The organism is Pseudomonas sp. LM13 (genome assembly GCF_041381355.1).
Lineage (GTDB): Bacteria > Pseudomonadota > Gammaproteobacteria > Pseudomonadales > Pseudomonadaceae > Stutzerimonas > Stutzerimonas frequens.
On the sequence record NZ_JACBXH010000013.1, the window covers coordinates 16,483 to 39,019 of the forward strand.

Genomic DNA, 22,537 nt, shown 5'->3' on the forward strand with positions numbered 1-22,537 from the left:
GGTGTTTAGACCAGCGGCGACTTAAGTCGACATGCCGAGACGCTCGCGCATTTGCGCGGTGATGGTCTGCCTGGTCCGCGGCATCTCTGCCCAGGGATCGTCGTCGCCCAGTTCCTCCAGGCGTTCCAGCAGGTTGCGCACGGTCCAGAGGTTGGCGCCCTTGAGGTCCGCCAGCTCGTCGCGATGGATGGGCACGGAAACCGGCAGGTCTTCTCGTGCACGCACCGAATATGGGGCGACGGTACTGGCGCCGCGGCTGTTGCGCAGGTAATCGATGAAGATGCGGCCGACCCGGTTCTTCGGTCCGCTGACCGCCGAGAAGTGCCCAGGTAGCAGTTTGGCCATGTGCTGGGCGATGGCCTGGCTGAAGCGCTTGGCCTCACTCCACTCGTGCACTGGGTCGAGGGGCACGATGATATGCATGCCCTTCCCTCCGCTGGTCTTTAGAAACGAAACCAGGCCGATCTCGTCCAGCAGGGTCTGCGTCAGCTGCGTCGCTTCGATCATGCGTTTCCAAGGCAGCGCAGGATCCGGGTCGAGGTCGAGGACGAAACGGTCCGGGTGCTCGAGGTCTGGTGCCACGGCATTCCAACTGTGCAGTTCGACGGTGCCCATCTGCGCCGCACCGACCAGTGCTTCGGCGTTGTCGATTACCAGCAGCGCGCCATGCTTCGGGTCGAGTGCCGGGTCGAGCTGCGTGATATGCGGGATGGCCAGCTTGTCGGCATGTTTCTGAAAGAACAGCTCACCGCTGATCCCTTCCGGTGCGCGCACCAGAGCCAGCGGGCGGGCCTTGAGTTGCGGCAGGGCCCAAGGTGCGATCTGCGCGTAGAAGCGGGCCAGCTCGATCTTGGTGGTTCCACTGCTGGGATCGATGACGCGGTCGGGATTGGAGATCTTGATGCGCCCGCGGGCGATGGGATCAGTCCTGCCACGCGTGCCGACCGCTCCAGGCTTGGCAGCCACCTTGGGTCGCTCATGGGTAATCGCTTTCGCCGGTTTGTCAGAGCGCAAGCCATGAAACACCGAATGACGTACCACGCCCTGGCGGGTCATCTCGGCGAACGCCACCTCGCACATCAGCTTCGGCTCCAGCCACTGCGCGCCACGCGCATCGGCGGCCGGCGGCGCCTTGGCCAGCGGGCTTTCATCGCTTTCCAGCTTCCGCAGCTTTTTATGCAAACTCTGCAGGGTCGCATGGTTGAAGCCGGTGCCGACCTTGCCGGCGTAGCGCAGCTCGCCCTTGTCATCATGCAGACCGAGCAGCAGTGCGCCGAAACCGGTGCGGGTGCCCTTGGGCTGGGTGTAGCCGACGATGATGAATTCCTGCCGGTTGCTGCATTTGATCTTCACCCAACTGCTGCTGCGCCGGGAGGTGTAGCTGCTGCCGACGCGCTTGCCGATCAGGCCTTCGAGCTTCATCTGGCAGGCGCTTTCCAGAATGCTGTCGGGCTGCTCGGTGAAGTCCTCGGAAAAACGCAGCAACTCACTGTCGCTACCTTGCAGAACCTCATGCAGTGCCGACCGGCGCTGCTCCAGCGGTACCTGACGCAGGTCCATGCCGTTCAGGTAGGGCATGTCGAACAGATAGTAGAGAATGTTGCCGCTGCGGCCGGCTTCGAATGCGTTCTGCAGCGCCTGAAAATCCGGGGTGCCCTCCTCGTTCGGCACCACCACCTCACCGTCCAGCCAACCCGACTCCAGACCCAGTCCGGCCAGCGCTGCGGCCTGCTGGGGCATTTTCGCCGTCCAGTCGTGGCCGTTGCGGGTGAACAGCCTGACTTCGCCGGAATCGATGCGCGCGAGCATGCGGTAGCCGTCGAACTTGATCTCGTAGCGCCAGTCGCCGGCGGGCACCGAATCGACCAGGGTGGCCAGCTGTGGTTTGAAGCTCTCCGGCAGCTCAGCCGGAACCGCGCCTTCCAGGGTGACTGCCGCCTTCTGCTGCCCCGTTCGACGCTTCTTCGCCGGTGCTTTGACCGGCTTGGCCGGAGATTCGGCGATCCGCGCCTTGGCTGCGCCACGCTTGCGCGGCACCAGGGTTCGGTCGCTGAGCACGCTATCGGGTTCGGCTGCGACGATGTCGTAATCGCCCTCCTCGCGCGCCGCCTCGTCACGCGACTTGATCAGGAACCACTGTTCTTTTTTCCCGTCCATCCGCGTGCGGACCAGGTTCCAGCTGCCGGCGAGCTTTTCGCCCTCGAGACTGAACTTGAGCTTGCCCTTGCGGTAACCCTCCTGCGGATCGCCCTGTGGTTTCCACACACCCCGATCCCAGACGATCACATCGCCGGCACCGTAATGCCCTTCGGGGATATGCCCCTCGAAGGTGGCGTACTCCAGCGGATGGTCTTCCACGTGCACCGCCAGCCTGCGCACGCTCGGATCCAGGCTCGGCCCTTTGGGAATCGCCCAACTCTTCAGCGTGCCATCCAGTTCCAGGCGAAAGTCGTAGTGCAGGCGCGTCGCGTCATGCTTTTGGATGCAGTACTGCAGAGTCTGGCTCTTGCGCGATTTCGGCCGCGCCTTGCCAGCGGGTTCCGGCGTGGCGGCGAAGTCGCGCATGCGTTGATAGTCGTCGAGCGCCATGGCTGAGCTCCGCGTCGAAAGCAGGGGTCATTCCAGCTTGCCGGCATCCGTCGACGTGTCATTGGGGCCGCCGGGGGCCGAATGACGCGCGGGATCGGTGGATTTCTCCTCGCCGGGCTGCGGCACCACCAGGCGGCCATCCTCGGTGACCGTCCGCCCCTGCTGGTCCTTGCGGGTTTCGACTTTTTCCTGCGGTGTGGGGTTGCCCATCGGGCTCGGACGCGACCCGGTATCGTCCCGCGGGGTACCGGCAGGAAACTGTGCGACGGCTGGTGTCACGACCAATGCGCTGAGTAATGTCGCAAGCAGTAGTTTGTTCATTTCGGTCTCCGGCGAGGCTGCGTACTTAATTTGGTCATCCTCTGCCGGTATGAGTTCAGCCAGCGACCAGCGCCGCAACGACGGAAGTTCCGATGAGCGGTGATGGTGAGATTCAGCGCGCTAGAGCCTCCGCGCGAGCTAATCCCATCGATGGACAGATCGCCGCATTTACAACCGGGATCAGGCTGCTACGGTTGAGAGACGTCGCAAAACCAGGGGTGCGCAGCGAACGCCGTACTGCGCTTCAGTCACCCTCCTTAGCTAGGGAGGATTTATGAATACGCGTCTTCCTCTGTTCAAGATCGAAGCCATTCTGCACACCTACCTGCGCCCGTTTCACTGCGAGGTGCGCGATAAAACCGACAGCTCGCTCAGCGTGCGCCTCTTTCACGAACCGCCGAACGAAGAGCTGACCGTGCTCGGTATTTCCTATGACCAGTGCCGCGACGCAGCCAATCTGGTGCGCCTCGCTCAGGAGCTGCGCATAGAGATGCACGCGACCCGCAGCACGCTACCGAGCGAAGGCGGCCGCTTCGAGACGGTGAAGTGAGCAGTTGGCAATCAGCGCGATGAGCGCGCCGCACGATTGGCGCCACGCTGCCCACGGCTCATGTACCGGAGGAAGACATCATGGCCGTAACTGTAGGAGTGGGACGCTTTCTGCCGACCGAAGCGCTGCCAGGCCCGCTCGTGCAGATAGAACACCAGCGTATTGCACAACGGCTCGATCAGCGCGACGGCCCCGCCTATGGCGGCCGGACCTGCGGGCGGGAACTCAGCGCTTGGCTTCGACCTTCGGCTCTGCCGCGCGAGTGAGATAGGCTTGGGTCAGTTCGGCGAGGTGATCGCGCAGCCAGTCAGCCATGGCAATCTCCTCGACCAGGATGCGTTCGCAGACTTCCTTGGTCTGCATGTCACCTACCGCCTCGGCAGCGGCGATCAGGATCTTGTACGAGGCGATCTCCAGGTTTTCGAAGACGTAGCCCATCTGCGCGCCCTTGACGACTTCGTCGTTGACCATCATCCCGCCCATGGCCTGCCCCATGGCCATCATCTTGCCGCCGAGGTCCTTGAGCCCCGAATAGGACTTGTCGTAACGCTGCAGGCAACCTTCGATCAGCTTGGCCTGGTTTTGCGTCTCGGTGATGTGCTGCTCGATTCGCGCCTTGAGTTCCGGATAGTGCTCGATACGGCTGGCCTGCTTGTTGAGCATGGTCTCGGCCTGCGCTTCCATGGCATGCGCATCACGCAGCCATTCGATAAGGCGTTCTGTACGGACGTCGTTGCCGGTCTGTGCACTTTGCATGGCTCACTCCAATCTGGTCAGGGAATACTGGGCCTTTCTTCGCAGCCCACTTGAAATTTGTGAGGCACCACGCGCACAGGAGTTCCGCCCATCCGTCCGGGGTGGTCCGTATGCTCTGCCCTGAACTTTCGCGGGTCAGCGTCTGTCACTGGGCCAGAACATGGCCAACGGGATCACCACCATCGAATTTCCAGCTTTCCTCCTGCAATGGGACCAGCAGATCAGCCAGCCGGCGTTGCGCACCATCGTTGCGGCGTTGTTCGTCGCGCTGGTCCTCAGCCTGTTTGGACGGCTACTGACCGCATTGATGCTGCGTCTGGCCCGGGCTTTTCTGTTCACCCGAGAGCTGTCCGAACAGCTGGAGAAGCCCATTCGGGTGTTGCTGCCGCTGATCGGCGTGCAGGGCGTATGGACGTCGGCCCCGAACGATCTGCTGTTGATCGACGCCGCACGCCACGTCACCACACTCCTGATCATCGCCACCCTGACCTGGCTGGTGATGCGCTCGCTGCGCGGCCTGCAGCACTTCATCGAGCTGCGCAATCCGGTAGATGTGGTCGACAACCTGCGAGCCCGCCAGATTCAGACCCAGTCGCGAGTGCTGCTGCGTACCCTCGCCTTCTTCGTGTTGCTGATCGGGGCTGCGGCAATGCTGATGACCTTCCCCGGCGCGCGGCAGTTCGGCGCCAGCCTGCTGGCTTCGGCCGGGCTTGCCGGTCTGGCGGTGGGCTTTGCTGCCCGGCCGGTGCTGGCCAACCTCATCGCCGGCGTACAGATCGCCATGACCCAGCCGATCCGGCTGGATGACGTGGTCATCGTCGAGAACGAATGGGGGCGTATCGAGGAAATCACCGGGACCTACGTCGTCGTACGGATCTGGGACGATCGGCGACTGGTGGTTCCGTTGCAGTATTTCATCGAAAAGCCTTTCCAGAACTGGACCCGTCGCGGTTCCAGCCTGATCGGCACGGTCTTCCTCTGGACCGACTACTCGTTGCCGCTCGAGCCCTTGCGTGAAGAGCTGCGCCGGCTGTGCAAGGACGTTCCCGAGCTCTGGGATGGACGTGTCTGCCTACTGCAGGTGACCGACACCAGCGAGAAATCCATCCAGTTGCGTGCATTGGTCAGCTCGGCGGACTCGTCACGCAACTGGGACCTGCGCTGCCATATCCGTGAAAATCTGCTGGGGTTCATCCAGCGCCAATATCCCCACTCGCTGCCGCAGCTTCGCGCTGACCTCAGCGTTGGCCACAAACAGCGCGTCGATATGTCGCAGCCGGAGCACGTCGAGCCGGAACGCCAGCCGCCGGTATAGCGCTACGCCCCGCTTTCCCCATCGAGCTTCTTCAGCAGGCGCGCGTACATGCCCGGCAGCTGGGTGAGCCCGTGTCGTGCAGCCTGCTTGCGGATCTCCACCCGGTCACCGTCGAACTGCACCGTTTCGCTCACTACCACCTGCCGTTCGCCCCGCATCAGTGCATACGCATAGCACTGGGTGCCTCCGGCGTCTTCCTGATCGTCGTCGGCGACGCCGGTATTGGCTACTGCCAACGTTGCGCCACTCGCATTCAGCGCGCCGACCGCCATCTCCCGCGCGACCTCTTCGCTGGTGAGGCCAAAGCTCTCCATGGTCTCGAACTCAACCCGCAGCAGACGGTTCTTCGCCTTCGGCGAATAGACCACGAAGCCGCTGTCGAGCACCTGGCCACAGCCTGGAATATCGCCCAGTAACGATGCCATCAGCCCGCAGGTGCACGACTCTGCCGTGGTCAGCTTGAGTTGCTCTCGCTGCAGAAACGCAACGACTCGTTCGATCTCTTGCATGCTTTTTGCTCCACCCTTCTGTGGGCTATTTCGTTGAGGGTTTTTATTCGGAACGGGTTGGCCTGCTGTGAGTTCCAGTGTTGGTTTTTTGTTCTACATTTTTAAGAACTTCTACCGCGACGCTGGGTCTGGTTTCTGGTAGGGCCGGCGCAGCCCTGCCTGTCTCGCGGCAGCCCCAAAAAGTCGTTTTACCTTGTCGTGTTCATGGTATGTGGCGGTCATCAGATCGTTGCATGGGAGAAATATGCTCGTAGCTGGCGCCGGTGCCTGTTCGCCGGAGCTCTTGGGGAGATCTTGATGAGTATTGCCGCTGTGAACGCCCAGCCTCTCGGCTTGCCGAAGGCCCCACTCAATTTGCCTCCGGTTACTCGCCCTGCTCTGCAGATTCGCAGTAGCCACGACGATAAACGCCGCATCCTTTTCGTAACCTCTGAGCTGACTGATCTGGTGAAGACCGGTGGGCTGGCCGACGTGTCCGCCGCCCTGCCCCGTGCGCTGAGCGCCCGTCACGATGTGCGCGTGCTGATCCCTGGGTATCGGCAGGTGATCAACAGCGGACACGCCATTCGCACGGTCGGCAACCTGGGGCCGTATGCCGATGTGCCCGGCTGCCGGATCGGCCGTATGGACATGCCCGACGGCCTGATCATCTACGTCCTGATCTGCCCGGAACTCTACGAGCGCGAAGGCTCACCCTACGGCGACGCCCACGGCCAGGAATGGCCCGACAACCCGGTCCGGTTCGCCCGCCTGTGCCTGGCCGCCGCCGAGATCGCCGCGGGTACCGCCTGCATCAGCTGGGCACCGGAACTGGTGCACGCGCATGACTGGCCGGCCGGCCTTACTCCGGCTTACATGCATTGGCGCGGACTATCGACGCCCAGCGTTTTCACCATTCACAACCTTGCCTACCAGGGCAATGTCGATATGAGCTTGCGTCGCCATCTGGGCATTCCCGGGGAAGCGTGCGATCCGGAGCGGATGGAGTTCTACGGCAAGCTGTCCTTCCTCAAGGCGGGCATCGCCTACGCCAATCAGGTCACCACGGTCAGTGCGACATACGCCCAGGAGATCACCACGCCGGAGTTCGGCTGTGGCATGGAGGGCTTCCTCAGCATGAAGGCCCGCCAGGGCCTGCTCAGTGGCTTGCTCAACGGGATCGACGAGAGCTGGGAGCCGCAAAGCGACCCCTGTCTGGTCAGCGGTTTCAGCGCGCGCGACTGGGATGGCAAGACAGCGAACGCCGCCTACATCCGCGAATCGTTCGGCCTGGAAGCCAGCGAGGCGCCGCTGTTCGCGGTGGTATCGCGCCTGGTTCATCAGAAAGGCGTCGACCTCACCCTCGAGGTCGCTCACAGCATCGTCGAGGGTGGAGGCCAGCTGGCAATCCTCGGTCAGGGTGAGAGCCATATCGAGCAGCAGGTGCGGGAGCTGGCCCGCCGTTATCCGGGCCGGGTCGCGGCGCACGTCGGCTTCAACGAGACCGATGCCCGTCGGCTGTTCGCCGGCAGCGATTTCCTGTTGATGCCGTCGCGCTACGAGCCGTGCGGCCTCAGCCAGATGTACGCACAACGTTATGCGTCGCTGCCGATCGCTCGCCGCACCGGCGGCCTGGCCGATTCCATCGAGGATGGCATCACCGGCTTCCTGTTCGACGAACCGAGCGTCGAGAGCTATCGCCAAGCGGTCCAGCGGGCGCTGGCCTGCCATCAGCGTCCGCAACTGCTCGGCGCGATGCGCTGCCGGGCGATGTCCGCCGGCTTCTTCTGGCGTCATGCGATCGAGCCATATGACCTGCTCTACCGGCAGCTGCTCACGGAGCGCCGCGAGGTTCGTCTAACCATCTGAAGAGAGTGATCAATGCAGAAGCAGCGTGCCTATATCGCGCATCACGGTCCGGAGTTGCTGGATAGCGGGACCATCCGCTTCCGCCTCTGGGCACCCGACGCGCGAAGCGTCAGCCTGATTGTCGTAGGCGCACAAACGCTGCCGATGACCGCCGCCGAAGATGGCTGGTACAGCATCGATGCGCCGTACGGCGTCGGAACCCTTTACCGCTTTCTCATCGACGATGAACTCCAGGTGCCGGACCCGGCCTCGCGCGGACAGGCCGGTGACATTCAGTCACCGAGTCTGGTGGTCGACACCGGCAATGGCTATCTGTGGCGCAACGGCGAATGGCAGGGGCGGCCCTGGCACGAAACGGTGCTCTATGAGATGCATGTCGGCCTCTACGGCGGCTTCGCGGCCATGGAAAAGCACCTGTCCGATCTTGCCGAGCTGGGCGTCACGGCCATCGAACTGATGCCGATCGCCGAGTTTCCCGGTGACCGCAACTGGGGCTACGACGGCGTGCTGCCCTACGCGCCGGAAGCTGCCTACGGCAGCCCGGAAGAGCTCAAGCACCTGATCGATACCGCTCACGGCCTGGGGCTGATGGTGTTTCTCGATGTGGTCTACAACCACTTCGGCCCGGACGGCAACTACCTTGGTCACTACGCCAAGCATTTCTTTCGTCACGATCAGCAGACGCCCTGGGGCGACGCCATCGATTTCCGCCGCCGCGAGGTGCGGGATTTTTTCATCGACAACGCCTTGATGTGGCTGATGGACTATCGCTTCGACGGGCTGCGTTTCGACGCCGTGCATGCGATCACCGACCGCAGCTTCCTGCTGGAACTGGCCGAGCGTGTGCACACGACCGTCGAGCCTGGTCGCCATGTCCACCTGGTGCTGGAGAATGAGGACAACCGCGCCAGCCTGCTTGATCAGGGCTTCACCGCGCAGTGGAACGATGACGGCCATAACGTGCTGCACTGCCTGCTTACCGCCGAGCAGCAGGGCTATTACGCCGACTACTGCCAGAACGCGACGGCGAAACTCGCGCGCTTTCTTGGTGAGGGATTCATCTACCAGGGCCAGAACAACCGCCGCGGCGAGGCGCGCGGCGAACCCAGCGGCCACCTATCGCCGACCTCCTTCGTGCTGTTTCTGCAGAACCACGACCAGACCGGCAACCGCGCCTTTGGCGAACGCCTGGTCAGCCTGGCCGATGCCGATGCGCTCAGGGCGGCGACTGCGGTCCTGCTGCTGTCGCCCATGGTGCCGCTGCTGTTCATGGGCGAGGAATGGGGCGCACGCCAACCCTTCCTGTTCTTTACCAGCCACCACGGCGAACTGGCTGATGCCGTGCGCGAAGGCCGCCGTAACGAGTTTGCCGAGTTCGCCGAGTTCGCCGACGAAGCGACCCGCGAGCGAATCCCCGACCCCAACGCCCTCTCCACGTTCGAGGATTCGCGACCGGACTTCACCGCCCGGCAGGAACCCGACCATGCGCAGTGGCTCGCGCTGTACCGCCAGCTGCTGAAGATCCGCCATGCCGAGATCGTGCCGCGGCTACCGGGCGTGCGCTTTCTGGATTCGACGGTACTCGGCGAGGGCTCGGTGTTGGTGCGCTGGCTGTTCGGTGATGGCAGTCGGCTGCGGCTGGAACTGAACCTGAGCGACATCGATGTACCGTTGCCCGCAGCGCCTCCGAAAGCTGAGCTGCTGTTCGCCAGCCGGGACATCGTGAGTCCGGCACAGGGCCTTTTGGCGCCTCGTATGGCCAAGCTGTATCTGGAGAAAGCCACATGAGCGACGAACCACTGATCCGCCTGGCGGAAGCCGCCGGCCTGTCCATCGACTGGATCGACGCCGACAATCGCCAGCAACGCGTTACCCCGGACGTGCTGCGCGAGGTGCTTGCCTGTCTGGGGCTGGCCGCGGACAGCGCTGAGGATGTCGACGCCAGCCTGGCCATGCTGGATCGCCAGAATAACCATGGTGGCTTACCGCCTCTCATGACCTGCGATCAGCACCATCCGCTGGAACTCGCGGCGTATTTCCAACCTGCCAGCCGATTCGAGCTGACGCTGGAGAACGGCGAGGTCCGGCATGGCGAGCTCGACCATCAGGCACGGCTGCCGGCTATCGATACACCGGGCTACCACCAATTGGCGGTTGCTGACAGGCAGGTCACGCTCGCCGTTGCGCCTCACTCGTGCCCGACCGTGGCCGAAGTCGCCGGCGCCCACGCTTGGGGCCTGACCGTTCAGCTCTACAGTCTTCGCCGCCCGGGCGATGGAGGCCTGGGCGACACCCAGGCCCTGGAAGAACTGGTGCGCAATGCGGCAGCTCACGACGCCGATGCGCTGGGTATCAGCCCGGTGCATGCGATGTTTGGCGTGCACATCGATCAATACAGTCCCTACTCGCCATCCAGCCGGCTGTTCTACAACGTCCTGCATGCTGCGCCCGGCGCCATCCTCGGTGAGCTGCCGGTGCGTCAGGCCATCGAGGCCTGTGGACTCGGAGGTGAGCTCGAGCGCCTCGAGCGGCTGGAGCTGATCGATTGGCCGGCCGTGGCGCAATCGCGCCAGCGCCTGTTGCGGCAGCTGTTCGATGATTTCCGTCAGGGTGAGAACCCGCAGCAGCTCGACTTCGACAGCTTCCGCAGCAACGGCGGCGAAGCGCTGGAAAACCACTGTCGATTCGAAGCGCTGCATGCCCATCTGCGCAGCGCCGAGGGCCATCCGCAGCACTGGCGGAACTGGCCGGAAGACTACCGTGACCCAGCGAGCCCGGCCGTCGAGAAGTTCGCCCGTGAGCATGCCGATGAGGTCAGCTATCACGCCTTCGGCCAGTGGTTGATGGCGCGAGGGCTCGAGCGCGCCCAGGTCACCGCGCGCAGCGCTGGCATGCGCATCGGCCTGATCTCCGATCTGGCCGTCGGTGCCGATGGCGGCGGCAGCCAGGCCTGGAGCCGCCAGGCCGAATTGCTGGCCTCACTGAGCGTCGGTGCGCCACCGGACGTCATGAACCGCGATGGGCAGAATTGGGGTATTTCTGCGTTCTCGCCCTGGGGGCTGAAGCAGAACGGATTTCGTGCCTACATCGAGATGCTGCGCGCCAACCTGGCCCATTCGGGAGGCATGCGGATCGACCATGTGCTCGGACTCAAGCGCCTCTGGGTGATGCCCGCCGGCGCCGATCCGAAACATGGCGTCTACCTGAACTTCCCATTCGACGACATGCTGCGCCTGCTGTGCCTGGAAGCCTGGCGCCATCGCGCCGTGATCCTGGGTGAAGACCTGGGCACCATTCCGCCCGGACTGCGCGACGTGCTGGCCGCACGCGGCATCCTTGGCATGCGCGTGCTGCTGTTTGAACAGCATGACGGGCATTTCCAGCGCGCCGGGCACTACTCATCCCAGGCCCTGGCTACCACTACCACCCATGACATCCCGACCCTGACGGGCTGGTGGAATGGCCATGACATCGACTGGCGCATCAAGGTCGGTCAGGTGCAGGAAGCCGATCGCGACCAGCAATGGCGCGCCCGCGAGCACGAGCGTGCCGGTCTCAACCAGCTGCTCTGCGAGGACAGCGGCAGGCATTCCGATCAGCTGCTGAGCACCGAGCAGGCCGTGGACGCTGCCGCCTGCTTTCTCGGTCATACCCCGGCACCGCTGGTGCTGCTGCCGGTCGAGGATGCCCTCGGCCTGGAGGAACAGACCAACATGCCTGGCATCGTCGAAACCCATCCCAACTGGCGCCGCCGGTACCCCGGTGACAGCGCGACGTTGCTTGACGGCGATGCCAGTCGCAGGCGTCTGGAATGTCTCGCGCGGGCCCGCCACAACCATCGGGGAGCAGCGCATCGATGAAAGATCTCACCGCTACGCTGCGACTTCAATTTCACCGCCGCTTCACCCTGGACGACGCCACCGCGCTGGTCGACTACTTCGCCGAACTGGGCATCAGCCATATCTACGCATCGCCCTTGCTCACCGCCCGTCCAGGCTCGATGCATGGCTACGACGTGATCGACCCGACCCGCATCAATCCGGAACTCGGCGGCGAACCGGCACTGCAGCGACTGGTCGAGGCGTTACGCGCCAAGGGCATGGGGCTGATCCTGGACATCGTGTCCAACCACATGGCCGTTGGCGGGGCCGGTAACGCCTGGTGGCTGGACGTGCTCGAATGGGGCCGCCGCAGCCCCTATGCGCAGTTCTTCGACATCGAATGGAATTCGCCGGATCCGCTGCTCGAAGGCCAGCTCCTCGTGCCTTTTCTTGGCAGCGACTACGGCGAGGCGCTGCAACAGGGCACGGTGAAGCTGTGCCTGGATATCGACAACGGGGCGCTCTACGCCGAGCACTACGAACACCGCTTTCCGATCACCCCGCCAAGTTATGGCGAGGTACTTCGCGCCGCCGATCACCCGCAGCTGCGGACGCTTGCGCAACACTTCGATGCGCTGAAGACCGAGCCGGCGCCCTACCAGACCGCACGCCTGCTGCGCGCCGACCTGGCCGAACAACTGCAGGACGCCAGCACCCGCCAGGCGCTGGAGCAGGCCCTGAGCAGTTACGACTCGACCACGGCGGACGGCTTCCGGCGCCTGCACGGCCTGCTCGAGCGCCAGCACTATCGGCTGGCCAGCTGGCGCACCGCAGGTGACGACATCAACTGGCGACGCTTCTTCGACATCAACGAGCTGGGCGGCCTGCGTGTCGAACGGCCGGTGGTGTTCGAGGAGACCCACGCCAAGATCTTCGAACTGATCGGCGAAGGTCTCGTCGATGGCCTGCGTATCGATCACGTCGACGGCCTCGCCGACCCGCGTGGCTACTGCCGTCGCCTGCGACGGCGCGTCGATCGGCTCAACGCCGGTCGTCCCGCCGAAGCGCTGCAGGACCATGTGCCGATCTATGTCGAGAAGATCCTCGCCAGTGGCGAGCGGTTGCATGACGATTGGGGCGTGGATGGCACCACCGGTTACGAATTCATGAACCAGGTGTCGCTGCTGCAGCATGACCCGGCGGGCGAGCAGCCGCTCTGTGCCCTGTGGGGCGACACCAGCGGACGCACCACGGATTTCATGGAAGAGGCGCGCCAGGCACGTCAGCTGGTGCTGACCGGACCGCTGGCCGGCGATTTCGAAACCGTGGCCCAGGCACTGCTGCAGGTGGCGCGCGGTGACGTGATGACCCGTGACATCACCCTGGGCGCGATCCGCCGGGCCCTGCTCGAACTGATCATCCACTTTCCGGTTTACCGCACCTACATCGCGGCGCCGGGCAGGCGCGAGGCGGACGAGCCGTTCTTCCAGCAGGCGCTGGAAGGCGCGAAGACCACCTTGAGCGAAGCTGACTGGCCGCTGCTCGAGCATCTGCAGCGTTGGCTCGGCGGTGAAAGCCTGCGCCAGCTGCCACGAGCACTGCGCAAGATCCGCCGCTACGCCTGCACGCGCTTCCAGCAGCTGACCTCGCCGGCCGCCGCCAAAGCCGTCGAGGACACCGCCTGCTATCGCTCCGGCATTCTGCTTTCGCGCAACGATGTGGGCTTCGACCCGCAGCACTTCAGCGCCCCGCTGCAGGCGTTCCACGATGAGTGCCTACAGCGTGCCGAGCATTTCCCGCTCAACCTGCTGACCACCGCGACCCACGATCACAAGCGTGGCGAGGACACGCGCGCGCGGATCGCTGTGCTCAGCGAACGTGCCGAGTGGTTTGCCGACAAGGTGCGGAGCTGGCGTGACTTGGCCGCGGACAAGGTTGAGCAGCAACCCGACGGCCCTGCGCCCTCGCCTGCTGACGAACTCATGTTGTTCCAGGTGCTGCTCGGCAGCTGGCCGCTGGACCTGGATGGCGAGGACGCCGCGGGCATGCAGCAGTATTGCGAGCGCATCCTGCAGTGGCAGGAGAAAGCCCTGCGCGAGGCCAAGTTGCGCACCACCTGGACCGACCCCAACAGCGATTATGAAGGTGCCTGTCGACGGTATGTGGAGCACCTGCTCACCAGCACCGAAGGAGCGGGACTGCGTGGCGAGATTGGCGCAGCTGCAGCCGAGTTGGCCCCGGCCGGCGCCTTGAACGGGCTGACGCAGAGTCTGCTGCGCATGACCACGCCGGGGGTGCCGGATCTCTATCAGGGTGCCGAATTCTGGGATTTCAGTCTGGTCGACCCGGATAACCGCCGCCCGGTGGACTTCGCGGCCCGCCGCAGCAGCCTCACGCAGGCCGCGACAGCGGACCAGCTGCTGCAGAGCTGGCATAACGGTCGCATAAAGCAGCTGGTGATCAGCCGCACGTTGCAGGCGCGTCGCCGCTGTGCGCGGCTGTTCCGGGAGGGCCGTTACCTGCCGCTTTCAGTGAGCGGCGCGCATTCCGAGCACTTACTCGCCTTTGCCCGGGAGCTGGACGGGCAATGGCTGGTGGTGCTGGTGCCGCGCTTGGCTGCCGGCCTGCTGGGCGACAGCAAGCAGCCACGGATTCCGGCGCAGCGCTGGGGAGATACGCGTATCGCATTGCCCGAGGCGCTGGACGGTAGCGAGTTCGAACGACTTTTCGACGGAACGACAGTCACATCCCAACAAGCCAGCCTCGAAGCTGCGCGTGTTCTGGACGGACTCTCGGTGGCCGTCCTGTATACGTCCATCAGTGCAACAGGAGAATCCCAACAATGAGTTCAGACGAGCAGAGAATCCGCGATTTCGCTTACCAGATCTGGCAGTCCGAAGGCTGCCCGCACGGGGAGGATGAACGCCACTGGGAGATGGCGCGCAAGCTGGTGGAGGCCGAAAAAGGTGCTCCGCAGGCAAAACCCGCCAGCCGCCCCCGCAAGCCCGCCACCAAGCCCACCGATGCCACGCCGAAAAGCAAGGCCACATCGGCGGCCAAGGCGGCTCCGGCAGCCAAGCCTCGAGTGTCGCGAGCGGCACCGAAAGCCGACACCGACGCCGCTGCCGGCACGCCCGAGACCATCCGCAAACCACGCGCTCCGCGGGCCAAGAAGGAGAGCTGACCGGCGGCTGCACCTTGTCGGCATCGGATCGGTCGAATGATCGCCCGTGCCGACACGGTCGCCCTTTTGCCTTCGAGAAATGCCACTGGAGATTTCATGAGTAAGAAAAAGTCCCATGCGCCGCAGGTCATGACCCCTTCCAGAATTCGCGAAGGCCTTCCCTTCCCACTCGGTGCAACCTGGGACGGGCTGGGCGTCAATTTCGCCATTTTCTCCGCCCATGCCACCAAGGTGGAGTTGTGCCTGTTCGACTCCAGCGGCGAGACCGAACTGGAACGTATCGAGCTGCCGGAGTACACCGATGAGATCTGGCACGGCTACCTGCCAGACGCGCATCCCGGGCAGATCTACGGCTATCGCGTACACGGGCCCTACGACCCGGAGAACGGCCATCGCTTCAACCCGAACAAGCTGCTGATCGACCCCTACGCCAAGCAATTGGTGGGTGAGCTGAAATGGTCGGAAGCGCTGTTCGGCTACACCATCGGTCACCCCGATGGTGATCTAAGTTTCGATGAGCGCGACAGCGCGCCCTTCGTGCCCAAGTGCAAGATCATCGACCCGGCCTTCACCTGGGGCCGCGACCATCCGGTGCAGGTGCCCTGGGACAAGACGATCATCTACGAGACCCATGTGCGCGGTTACACCATGCGCCACCCGTCCGTGGCCGACGATGTGCGTGGCACCTTTGCCGGCTTCAAGACGCCGGAAGTGATCGACTACATCCGCAAGCTCGGCGTCTCGTCCATCGAATTCCTGCCCATCCATGCCTTCGTTCAGGACCAGCACCTGCTGGAAAAGGGCATGACCAACTACTGGGGCTACAACAGCATCGCCTTCTTCGCGCCGCATCCGAAGTACCTGGCCAACGGCAAGATCAGTGAGTTCAAGGAGATGGTCGCGCACCTGCACAACGCCGACCTGGAGGTGATCCTCGATGTGGTCTACAACCACACGGCCGAAGGCAATGAGCTCGGCCCGACGTTGTCCATGCGCGGCATCGACAACGCCTCCTACTACCGCCTGATGCCGGACGACAAGCGCTACTACATCAACGATTCCGGCACCGGCAACACGCTGGACATGAGCCACCCATGCGTGCTGCAGATGGTTACCGATTCGCTGCGCTACTGGGCCACCGAGATGCACGTGGACGGCTTCCGCTTCGATCTGGCGACCATTCTCGGCCGCGAGCACGATGGTTTCGACGAGCGCCACGGCTTCCTTGTCGCCTGTCGCCAGGACCCGGTGCTGGCCAAGACCAAGCTGATCGCCGAACCCTGGGATTGCGGCCCCGGTGGCTATCAGGTCGGCGGCTTCCCGCCGGGATGGGCCGAATGGAACGACCAGTTCCGCGATACGGTGCGTGCGTTCTGGAAGGGTGACGATGGCCAGCTGGCCGATTTCGCCAGCCGCCTGACCGGCTCCGGCCACCTGTTCAACCAGCGCGGGCGGCGTCCGTTCAGCTCGGTCAACTTCGTCACCGCCCATGACGGTTTCACGTTGAAGGACCTGGTGTCCTACAACCACAAGCACAACGAAGACAACGACGAAGACAATCGCGACGGCAGCGACAACAACCTGTCGTGGAACCACGGCGTCGAAGGCCCCAGCGACGATCCGGAGATCAACGAGCTGCGTTACCGGCAGATGCGCAACTTCCTCGCCACCCTGCTGTTCTCCCAAGGCACGCCGATGATCGTCGCCGGGGACGAATTCGCTCGGACCCAGCATGGCAACAACAACGCCTATTGCCAGGACAGCGAGATCGGCTGGGTGAACTGGGACATCAGCGAGGATAGCTACGGCCTGCTCGGCTTTGCCCGCAAGCTGATCCGCCTGCGTCAGCGCTTCCCGATGCTGCGTCGCGGCCGTTTCCTCGTTGGCGCCTACAACGAGGAGCTGGGGGTCAAGGATGTCACCTGGCTCGCGCCGAATGCCGAGGAAATGACCATCGAGCAGTGGGAGGACGCCCACAACCGCTGCATGGGCATGCTGCTCGACGGCCGAGCCCAGCCTACCGGCATCCGTCGCGCCGGTTCGGATGCAACGTTGCTGCTCATCGTCAACGCGCACCACGACCTGGTGAATTTCACGCTGCCGGAAGTGCCGCAGGGCATCTACTGGAACCGCCTGATCGACACCAACCACCCGACCGCGCGGCCGGAACGCTTCGACTTCAATGACGAGTACGCCGTGACGGGCCGTTCGCTGTTGCTGCTCGAGCTGATCAAGGCCGACGAGTGATCGAAGCGCGCCCCGCCCAGGGGCGCCCTGCTTCTCCCTCGCTGACTCGCTGAACCAGCAGGGTTAATCGGTTTTTTTGGAGGCGGTCCTGACCGCAAAGCGTCACGCGCCAGGCTTGCGATCGAGACGGCTGTCCTTTGCAAAAAAAACGACATGCGGCAGTGAACCTCGCCATGTGACTCAAGTCCCAAAATCCAGCGCGGCCCTCTTAACCAACCAACGGATTCGTTCTGCTTGTCGCCGGCAGTCTTGTCTTTTCCGTGATGGATCACACGTCATGCTCTCTCTGCGACCGCTCATCTATCCCCTTCTGCTCATGATCGGGCTGGCCCCGCTGGCTCCTACCTTTGCCTCCAGCAAACAGGCGAAAGCGACCGACAAGCCCGGCTCGGTGCGGCTGTTCATCAACCGCGCCGGCAGCGGCAAGGCCATGGATGTCAGCAATACCCTGGAAGTACCGGTGGAGGTGACCCTGCGCCTGACGCGGATGGTCAATGTGGCCGGCGTCGGCAAGGGCGTGATTCGCAAGACGGTGCCAGCCAACAGCCGGGTGCGCGTCGCCACGCTGAGCAAGCGCCAGGCCGGTGGGCCGATCATGTTCAAGCATTCGTTCAGCTACGCGCTGCTCTTCTCGCCGGAGCCGGATCAGCCTGGCACCGTCGATGGCCCCGCCTATGCCCTGCCCTGGCGCGGCGGCCCGTTCAGGATCTCCCAGGGCGCTGGCGGCGACTTCAGCCACAACTCGCCGAGCGGACGCTACGCGGTGGATATCGCCATGCCGGTGGGCACTCCGATCGTTGCCGCTCGCGCCGGCACCGTGGTGAAGATTCGCAACGGCCAGGGCGGGCGCCTGCCCGATCCAGCCGGTAACCATGTTCGAGTCGAGCATGACGACGGCACCCACAGCGCCTATCTGCACCTGAGCAGGGGCTCGGTGCGGGTCAAGCCCGGCCAGCGAGTGGAAGTCGGCACGCTACTCGGCAAGTCCGGCAATACGGGCCGCAGCACCGGGCCGCACCTGCATTTCGTGGTGCAGAAGTCTTATGGCGGCTCGATGTTGTCTATCCCCTTCCGGTTCAGCCAGCCGGTAGATTCGCTGCCGAACTTCGCCCTCAGCGATCAATGAGTTTCGCAGCCGGTGCCCTTGAATGCTGCGTCCGCTCGCGAGGCGACGCCCTGGGCTAGAGCATGCGCTGCATGATGTCGTCGCGCTTGACCAGTTGGTGATACAGCGCGGCGCCGATATGCCCGATCACCAGTAGTACGGTCAGCCAGGCCAATGGTGAATGCAGGCCACCGACCGAGGCCGCCCAGGCGATCTCCGGTCCCTTCTCCACCAGCTGCTGGCCGAACACCTTCAGACCGTAGCCATTGCCGACCAGATAGAGCACGCCGGTAACCGGCATCGCCACCATGCACCCATACAGCGCCAGGTGACCGCCCTTGACCAACCAGGCCGTGGCTGGATCGTGCAGCGGCCGCCGGCTCAGCTGGCTGGCCGACCAGAGAATGCGCAGCACCACCAGGACTAAGAGCACGGCGCCCAGGGAGACGTGCCAAGGCACCAGTGTCTGTCCGACCCAGTGCTCGCCCTCTTCGATGCGGTCACCCAGCTTGAGGAACTGCCAGACGATCAGCAGCGCCATCAGCCAGTGGAATACCCGCGAAACGGTGCCGTAGCGAGTTCTGGAGTCCAGCGCCCGGTTTTCGGCCGGCTGTACGGCTGGCTCGGCACCGGTTCCGGTCTGCCAGGCGATGTTCAGCGGCTCGTCGCCGGCCATGCGCGACAGGTGATCGGCGACCACTTTCTGCAACTGCTGCAGCTGTGCCCGATCGTCGGCCTCCAATCTTGCGTCCAGCACGCCCTCGTTGTCGCGCAGGCTGCAACGGCCGAGCGGCAGTTCGATGTCGCCGCCCTGCTCGTCCAGCTGCACGGGAAACTTGTGTCGCCAGTGATTGCACAGGCGCTTGATCAGGCGCGACGGATTGCTCGCGGTGATTCGGCTTTGGGATCGGTACATGGTGTTTCCTCGATGAAATAGGCGCGTCAGCCGAAGCGGTAGGCTGACAGCGTGGTGTGCATGACGCGGTCACTGAAGACCTTGCTTCCATTCGAATCGCCCGCCGCGCCGGCAGCCACCAGCAGCGGTATCAGGTGTTCCTCGGCCCTGGGCGGGTGGCACAGGCGCGCCGCCGGTGCGTCTTCCCAGCGCTGCAGCGCCCGGGCTCGCTCGTCGGACGGCAGTTCGACCGCAGCGGTGAGCCAATGGTCGAACTCATCGGAAATCGCCGCGAAGCGCGGGTCGCCGTAGCCGCGCATGTTGTGGAAGCTCATGCCGCTGCCGACGATCAGCACACCTTCGCCGCGCAATGCCTGCAGCGCGCGACCGGCCTCGATGTGTGCCCGCGGGTCGAGGTCGCTACGCAACGAGAGCTGCACCACCGGGATGTCGGCATCCGGAAACATCAGCTTCAGCGGGATGAACATGCCATGGTCGAAGCCACGCTGCGCATCCTCACGCCCACCCAGCGCGGCGGCGCCGAGCAAGCCGGCGATGCGCGCGGCCAGGGCTGGTTCGCCCGGCGCCGGATAACGCAGCTCGTAGGTGTGCGGCGGAAAGCCGTGGTAGTCGTAGATCAGCGTGGGGCGGGCGGCGCTGGTCACGCTGAAACTCGGCTGCAGCCAGTGGCCGGATACCAGCACGATGGCGGTCGGCCTGGCCGGCAAGGTTGCGGCGATGCCTTTGAGAAAGCCCGCCATGGCATTCCACGCCGTCGGCGGGTTCCAGTCCATGAAGAAGCAAGGCCCGGCACCGTGCGGGACGAACAGCGTCGGCATGGTCTGACCGGCAGTCGATGTGGCGGATGTGAGCATTGCAAGCCTCTCCCGGAACGAATATGCGGGAATCATGGCTTACACTCAGAGGTGTGAGAACCGGGCAAATACGGCAAACACCTTTTACTGATAGTGAGGAATCGCATGCTCGATCGCATTACCGGAATGCGCGTTTTCGCCCGCGCCGCCAGCGCCGGGAGCCTCTCGGCAGCGGCGCGGCATCTGGGCATGTCGCCGGCCATGGCCACAAAGCATGTAGATGCGCTGGAGAGCCGCCTGGGGGTAAAGCTGTTCCATCGCAGCACGCGCCGCCTGACCCTGACCGAAGCGGGTGGCCAGTATCTGGAGGCCTGCCAACGCATCCTCCCGGAAATCGACGAGATCGAAGCCAGTGTCGCGTCTCAGCGTGTCGAGGCGTCCGGGCTGCTGCGGATGAACGTGCCGCTGTCATTCGGCACCCGCTACATCGCCCCGCTGATTCCGGACTTCAGCCGTCGTCATCCGGCGGTGAAAGTCGAGCTGGGCCTGACCGACAGCCGCATCGATCTGCTCGACGGGGGTTGGGATCTGGCGATCCGTATCGGTTGGCTGGAGGACAGCCCGCTACAGGCTCGGCGTCTGGCCGATTGTCCGCTGTTGATCTGCGCCGCACCGCGATACCTGGACGAACGGGGCGTGCCGCGCAGCGTCGCCGACCTCACCCAGCACAATTGCCTCGGTTACAGCCTGTCGAGCCTGGCAAGCGGCACGCTGTGGGCGTTCGGCCGCAACGGCGATGTGCGCGTGGCAGTCTCGGGCGACCTGATCGCCAACAACGGCGAAGCACTGCTGGCGGCGGCGATCGGTGGCCAGGGCATCGTCTACCAGCCGCAGTTCATCGTCGCCCCGGCGCTGCGTAGCGGCGAGCTGGTCGCGCTGGAGCTGGATCACCCCTGTGTCGGCCTGGGTGGCATCCATGTGGTCTATCCACCGGACCGCCGACCACCGGCAAAAGTAAGGGTCATGATCGACTATCTCGTCGAGGCAATCGGCGAACGCCAGCCCTGGATACGCGAATAGCCCATCCCTGCGCGGCGGCCGAACGGCGCCAGAGATAGAAAAGATGAACCGCCAACGCCGGGGAAAGTCGGAACAGATGTGCCCTGGCGTCATTGCGCCGTGCGCATACGAATTTTTCTGACACCCCGCGGAGCCTGAGATTCGAGCATCGCGCCGGTTCGCTTCTTCTGCCGTGCTGCCCGCTCATCCGTTCCGCCCGACAACCGTCGGCTGCGTGCCCCGCACCGCGCCGGCGATACGGAGTAGCTATGAAAGCTGTGGTTTATCACGACGTCGGCGACATCCGCCTGGAAGACGTACCCGAACCGCGCATCCTTGCGCCTACCGATGCCATCGTGCGCATCACCGCATCGGCCATCTGCGGCACCGATCTGCATTTCGTGCGCGGCACCGTGAGCGGCATGCAGCCTGGCACCATTCTCGGCCACGAGGGTGTCGGCATCGTCGAGGAGCTGGGTGCCGATGTTCGTAACCTGCAGGTCGGTGATCGGGTGGTCATCCCATCCACCATTGCCTGCGGCAACTGTTCCTACTGCCGGGCGGGCTACTTCGCCCAGTGCGACGGTGCCAATCCCAACGGCAAGGAAGCCGGCACCTCCTTTTACGGCGGGCCGCAGACCACCGGCCCCTTTCATGGGTTGCAGGCCGAAAAGGCGCGGATTCCCTTCGCCAACATCGGCCTGGTGAAGCTGCCGCCGGAGATCAGCGATGACCAGGCGATCCTGTTGTCCGACATTTTTCCCACCGGCTACTTCGGCGCCGAGATGGCCGAGGTCGGTAGCGGCGACACCGTGGCGGTGTTCGGCTGCGGCCCGGTGGGCCAGTTCGCCATCGCCAGCGCAAAGCTGCTCGGCGCCGGTCGGGTGTTCGCCATCGACCAGTACGACGATCGCCTGCGAATGGCTCAGCGCCAGGGCGCAGAAACCATCAATTTCAATCGTGAAGATCCGGTCGAAGCCATCAAGCGCCTCACCGGCGGCATTGGCGTCGACCGGGTCATCGATGCCGTGGGGGTCGATGCCGAGCATGGCTGTTGCGGCAGCAAGCCGGCCGAGGGCGCCAAATCCGGCGTGCTCTGGCAACCCGGCGACGCACCCGCCCAGGCGTTGGAGTGGGCAGTGCAGAGCCTGGCCAAGGCCGGGACCCTGTCGATCATCGGGGTCTATCCGCCGGATGCGATGACCTTCCCCATCGGCATGGCGATGAACAAGAACATCACCATCAACATGGGCAACTGCCACCACCGCAAGTACATCCCGCGGCTAATCGAAATGGTTCAGGCGCGGCGTATCGACCCGGCGAAGATCCTTACCCAGGTCAAGCCGATGACCGACGTGATCGCTGCCTTCGAAGCCTTCGACCGTCGCGAGAATGGCTGGATCAAGGTCGAACTGCAGCCTCAGCGCGGCGATACACAGGGCAGTGAGGAGCAGATTCTCGATGAGGCAGTGGCCGATACCTTCCCGGCCAGCGACCCGACTACAGTGCAGAATCCCAGGTAG

The 22,537-nt window shown here is 64.1% G+C and carries 17 protein-coding genes and 1 pseudogene; 11 read left to right on the top strand and 7 right to left on the bottom strand.

Annotated elements, in window-relative coordinates:
- Nucleotides 1-21: 21 nt before the first annotated feature.
- Nucleotides 22-2,589 carry a DNA ligase D gene (gene ligD, locus HZR81_RS10645; RefSeq protein WP_500128059.1) on the bottom strand — a complete coding sequence of 856 codons (2,568 nt, stop codon included), beginning with the start codon at nucleotides 2,587-2,589 and terminating at the stop codon, nucleotides 22-24.
- Between the two features lie 27 nt (nucleotides 2,590-2,616).
- A complete protein-coding gene (locus HZR81_RS10650; protein WP_063542295.1) occupies nucleotides 2,617-2,910 on the bottom strand; it encodes a hypothetical protein in 294 nt (97 codons plus the stop codon).
- A gap of 274 nt (nucleotides 2,911-3,184) precedes the next feature.
- On the opposite strand from HZR81_RS10650, the gene HZR81_RS10655 reads away from it, so the two are divergent.
- The gene (locus HZR81_RS10655; protein WP_500128060.1) at nucleotides 3,185-3,460 is read left to right on the top strand and encodes a DUF1652 domain-containing protein; all 276 of its coding nucleotides are present in this window, start codon (nucleotides 3,185-3,187) and stop codon (nucleotides 3,458-3,460) included.
- An 11-nt stretch (nucleotides 3,461-3,471) separates the two neighbouring features.
- Here the strand turns inward: HZR81_RS10655 and HZR81_RS10660 are convergent.
- Together HZR81_RS10660 and HZR81_RS10665 are read right to left on the bottom strand one after the other, a co-directional pair.
- Nucleotides 3,472-3,672: pseudogene (locus HZR81_RS10660) on the bottom strand (DUF2061 domain-containing protein); the annotation flags it as partial.
- A gap of 13 nt (nucleotides 3,673-3,685) precedes the next feature.
- Nucleotides 3,686-4,216: a ferritin-like domain-containing protein gene (locus HZR81_RS10665; protein ID WP_110776977.1), complete on the bottom strand. Its 531-nt coding sequence runs from the start codon at nucleotides 4,214-4,216 to the stop codon at nucleotides 3,686-3,688.
- Nucleotides 4,217-4,418: 202 nt separating this feature from the next.
- On the opposite strand from HZR81_RS10665, the gene HZR81_RS10670 reads away from it, so the two are divergent.
- Entirely contained in the window at nucleotides 4,419-5,531 is a 1,113-nt protein-coding gene (locus HZR81_RS10670; protein WP_500128097.1) for a mechanosensitive ion channel family protein, read from the top strand.
- 2 nt (nucleotides 5,532-5,533) lie between these two features.
- Here HZR81_RS10670 and HZR81_RS10675 read toward each other — a convergent pair whose 3' ends face one another.
- Entirely contained in the window at nucleotides 5,534-6,040 is a 507-nt protein-coding gene (locus HZR81_RS10675; RefSeq protein WP_156245830.1) for a CinA family protein, read from the bottom strand.
- 297 nt (nucleotides 6,041-6,337) lie between these two features.
- Between HZR81_RS10675 and glgA the strand changes: the two genes are divergently transcribed.
- The 7 genes from glgA (at nucleotide 6,338) to HZR81_RS10710 (ending at nucleotide 18,266) form a co-directional block, all read left to right on the top strand.
- The gene (gene glgA, locus HZR81_RS10680; protein WP_500128061.1) at nucleotides 6,338-7,888 is read left to right on the top strand and encodes a glycogen synthase GlgA; all 1,551 of its coding nucleotides are present in this window, start codon (nucleotides 6,338-6,340) and stop codon (nucleotides 7,886-7,888) included.
- A 12-nt stretch (nucleotides 7,889-7,900) separates the two neighbouring features.
- Nucleotides 7,901-9,676, top strand: a complete 1,776-nt coding sequence (treZ, locus tag HZR81_RS10685) for a malto-oligosyltrehalose trehalohydrolase (protein WP_500128062.1) — start codon at nucleotides 7,901-7,903, stop codon at nucleotides 9,674-9,676.
- A complete protein-coding gene (gene malQ, locus HZR81_RS10690; RefSeq protein ID WP_500128063.1) occupies nucleotides 9,673-11,748 on the top strand; it encodes a 4-alpha-glucanotransferase in 2,076 nt (691 codons plus the stop codon). The genes treZ and malQ overlap by 4 nt, the downstream gene beginning before the upstream one ends.
- Complete coding sequence (locus HZR81_RS10695) at nucleotides 11,745-14,555, top strand: malto-oligosyltrehalose synthase (protein WP_500128064.1); 2,811 nt, start codon at nucleotides 11,745-11,747, stop codon at nucleotides 14,553-14,555. The genes malQ and HZR81_RS10695 overlap by 4 nt, the downstream gene beginning before the upstream one ends.
- On the top strand, nucleotides 14,552-14,893 hold the full coding sequence (locus HZR81_RS10700; protein ID WP_500128065.1) for a DUF2934 domain-containing protein: 342 nt from the start codon (nucleotides 14,552-14,554) through the stop codon (nucleotides 14,891-14,893). The genes HZR81_RS10695 and HZR81_RS10700 overlap by 4 nt, the downstream gene beginning before the upstream one ends.
- A gap of 96 nt (nucleotides 14,894-14,989) precedes the next feature.
- A complete protein-coding gene (glgX, locus tag HZR81_RS10705) occupies nucleotides 14,990-17,140 on the top strand; it encodes a glycogen debranching protein GlgX (RefSeq protein ID WP_156245739.1) in 2,151 nt (716 codons plus the stop codon).
- Between the two features lie 277 nt (nucleotides 17,141-17,417).
- Nucleotides 17,418-18,266, top strand: coding sequence for a M23 family metallopeptidase (locus tag HZR81_RS10710; RefSeq protein WP_102841078.1), 849 nt, complete (start codon nucleotides 17,418-17,420; stop codon nucleotides 18,264-18,266).
- 55 nt (nucleotides 18,267-18,321) lie between these two features.
- Here the strand turns inward: HZR81_RS10710 and HZR81_RS10715 are convergent, their stop codons facing one another.
- Together HZR81_RS10715 and HZR81_RS10720 are read right to left on the bottom strand one after the other, a co-directional pair.
- On the bottom strand, nucleotides 18,322-19,161 hold the full coding sequence (locus HZR81_RS10715) for a DUF2218 domain-containing protein (protein ID WP_500128066.1): 840 nt from the start codon (nucleotides 19,159-19,161) through the stop codon (nucleotides 18,322-18,324).
- A 26-nt stretch (nucleotides 19,162-19,187) separates the two neighbouring features.
- Nucleotides 19,188-20,015 (bottom strand): DODA-type extradiol aromatic ring-opening family dioxygenase, encoded by an 828-nt coding sequence (locus tag HZR81_RS10720; protein ID WP_500128067.1) that lies wholly within the window; start codon nucleotides 20,013-20,015, stop codon nucleotides 19,188-19,190.
- 105 nt (nucleotides 20,016-20,120) lie between these two features.
- Here HZR81_RS10720 and HZR81_RS10725 point away from each other — a divergent pair, with 105 nt between their 5' ends.
- Both HZR81_RS10725 and HZR81_RS10730 read left to right on the top strand, forming a co-directional pair.
- A complete protein-coding gene (locus HZR81_RS10725; protein ID WP_500128068.1) occupies nucleotides 20,121-21,035 on the top strand; it encodes a LysR family transcriptional regulator in 915 nt (304 codons plus the stop codon).
- Between the two features lie 248 nt (nucleotides 21,036-21,283).
- Nucleotides 21,284-22,537: a zinc-dependent alcohol dehydrogenase gene (locus HZR81_RS10730; protein WP_500128069.1), complete on the top strand. Its 1,254-nt coding sequence runs from the start codon at nucleotides 21,284-21,286 to the stop codon at nucleotides 22,535-22,537.

What these genes read in the sequence shown, in the direction of transcription:
- ligD (WP_500128059.1), bottom strand. Translation starts at nt 2,589, where the DNA reads ATGGCGCTCGACGACTATCAACGCATGCGCGACTTCGCCGCCACGCCG.
- HZR81_RS10650 (WP_063542295.1), bottom strand. Translation starts at nt 2,910, where the DNA reads ATGAACAAACTACTGCTTGCGACATTACTCAGCGCATTGGTCGTGACA.
- HZR81_RS10655 (WP_500128060.1), top strand. Translation starts at nt 3,185, where the DNA reads ATGAATACGCGTCTTCCTCTGTTCAAGATCGAAGCCATTCTGCACACC.
- HZR81_RS10665 (WP_110776977.1), bottom strand. Translation starts at nt 4,216, where the DNA reads ATGCAAAGTGCACAGACCGGCAACGACGTCCGTACAGAACGCCTTATC.
- HZR81_RS10675 (WP_156245830.1), bottom strand. Translation starts at nt 6,040, where the DNA reads ATGCAAGAGATCGAACGAGTCGTTGCGTTTCTGCAGCGAGAGCAACTC.
- glgA (WP_500128061.1), top strand. Translation starts at nt 6,338, where the DNA reads ATGAGTATTGCCGCTGTGAACGCCCAGCCTCTCGGCTTGCCGAAGGCC.
- treZ (WP_500128062.1), top strand. Translation starts at nt 7,901, where the DNA reads ATGCAGAAGCAGCGTGCCTATATCGCGCATCACGGTCCGGAGTTGCTG.
- malQ (WP_500128063.1), top strand. Translation starts at nt 9,673, where the DNA reads ATGAGCGACGAACCACTGATCCGCCTGGCGGAAGCCGCCGGCCTGTCC.
- HZR81_RS10695 (WP_500128064.1), top strand. Translation starts at nt 11,745, where the DNA reads ATGAAAGATCTCACCGCTACGCTGCGACTTCAATTTCACCGCCGCTTC.
- HZR81_RS10700 (WP_500128065.1), top strand. Translation starts at nt 14,552, where the DNA reads ATGAGTTCAGACGAGCAGAGAATCCGCGATTTCGCTTACCAGATCTGG.
- glgX (WP_156245739.1), top strand. Translation starts at nt 14,990, where the DNA reads ATGAGTAAGAAAAAGTCCCATGCGCCGCAGGTCATGACCCCTTCCAGA.
- HZR81_RS10710 (WP_102841078.1), top strand. Translation starts at nt 17,418, where the DNA reads ATGCTCTCTCTGCGACCGCTCATCTATCCCCTTCTGCTCATGATCGGG.
- HZR81_RS10715 (WP_500128066.1), bottom strand. Translation starts at nt 19,161, where the DNA reads ATGTACCGATCCCAAAGCCGAATCACCGCGAGCAATCCGTCGCGCCTG.
- HZR81_RS10720 (WP_500128067.1), bottom strand. Translation starts at nt 20,015, where the DNA reads ATGCTCACATCCGCCACATCGACTGCCGGTCAGACCATGCCGACGCTG.
- HZR81_RS10725 (WP_500128068.1), top strand. Translation starts at nt 20,121, where the DNA reads ATGCTCGATCGCATTACCGGAATGCGCGTTTTCGCCCGCGCCGCCAGC.
- HZR81_RS10730 (WP_500128069.1), top strand. Translation starts at nt 21,284, where the DNA reads ATGAAAGCTGTGGTTTATCACGACGTCGGCGACATCCGCCTGGAAGAC.